General features: G+C 61.0%; 1 protein-coding gene. It reads left to right on the top strand.

Going from position 1 to position 1,427, the window contains the following annotated elements; all coding sequences use genetic code 11:
* The first annotated feature begins 151 nt into the window (after positions 1 to 151).
* A complete protein-coding gene (locus tag OC445_RS26875; protein WP_198790821.1) occupies positions 152 to 1,336 on the top strand; it encodes a thiolase family protein in 1,185 nt (394 codons plus the stop codon).
* Positions 1,337 to 1,427 lie beyond the last annotated feature (91 nt).

Genomic DNA, 1,427 nt, shown 5'->3' with positions numbered 1-1,427 from the left:
TTCCTGAGTGAACGCGGCGCCTATTAGTTTTTCGCGAGCAAGCTCGCTCCTACAGAGGCTCCATGCTTTTGCATCCACGCAGTGAATGATCATCGCGGTCGGCCAGGCCTGGATCTATCCTCGATCCACAACCACAAGATCGAGGTAGCCCATGCGTGAAGTAGTGATCGTCGACAGCGTGCGAACCGGCCTGGCCAAATCCTTTCGCGGCAAGTTCAACCAGACCCGTCCCGATGACATGGCGGCCCATTGTGTCAATGCGCTGCTGGCCCGCAACGGTATCGACCCTGCGACGGTAGAAGACTGCATCGTCGGTGCCGGCTCCAACGAAGGCGCCCAGGGCTATAACATCGGGCGTAACGTGGCGGTGCTCTCGCAACTGGGCACCGGTACGGCGGGCATGACTCTCAACCGTTTCTGTTCGTCGGGCTTGCAGGCGATTGCCATTGCCGCCAACCAGATCGCTTCGGGCTGCAGCGACATCATTGTTGCCGGTGGCGTGGAGTCCATCAGCCTGACCATGAAGAGCGTCAACACCGATAACCTGATCAACCCGCTGCTTAAGGAACAGGTGCCGGGCATTTACTTCCCCATGGGCCAGACCGCCGAAATCGTTGCGCGCCGCTATCACGTCAGCCGCGAAGACCAGGATCTTTACGCGCTGCAAAGCCAGCAACGCACCGCCCAGGCCCAGGCTGATGGCTTGTTCAACGATGAAATCGTGCCGATGGCGGTCAAGTACAAGGTGGAGGACAAGAACACTGGCGCGGTGCAGATCCTGGATGGCGTGGTAGACCGTGACGACTGCAACCGCCCGGACACCACCCTGGCCAGCCTCAGCGGCCTGAAGCCGGTATTTGCCGAGGATGGCTCGGTAACGGCAGGTAACTCCTCGCAGCTCTCCGACGGTGCGTCGATGACCCTGGTGATGAGCCTGGAAAAAGCCCTGGAACTGGGGCTCAAGCCCAAGGCGTTCTTCCGTGGCTTTACCGTGGCCGGTTGCGAGCCGGACGAGATGGGCATCGGCCCGGTGTTCTCGGTGCCCAAGTTGCTCAAGGCCAAGGGTTTGCAGGTGGCGGATATCGACTTGTGGGAACTCAATGAGGCCTTTGCTTCCCAGTGCCTGTATGCACGCAATCGGCTGGAGATTGATAACGCCAGGTACAACGTCAACGGCGGCTCAATCTCCATCGGGCACCCGTTCGGCATGACCGGCTCGCGGCAGGTGGGGCACCTGGTGCGCGAACTGCAACGGCGCAACCTGCGTTACGGGGTTGTCACCATGTGCGTGGGGGGTGGGATGGGCGCCACCGGACTCTTCGAAGCCGTGCGTTGACTGCGGTTGGAACAGCGCCAGTGTGGGAGGGCTAATGTGGGAGCTGGCTTGCCTGCGATGACGGCCTGATAGCCGACACCCATCTACCTGG

Origin of the sequence: Pseudomonas sp. Pse35, from assembly GCF_024519715.1 — a bacterium.
GTDB classification, from domain to species: domain Bacteria; phylum Pseudomonadota; class Gammaproteobacteria; order Pseudomonadales; family Pseudomonadaceae; genus Aquipseudomonas; species Aquipseudomonas paracarnis.
Note: the sequence above shows the minus strand (reverse complement) of the source record. Positions and strands in the feature narration are given on the sequence as shown.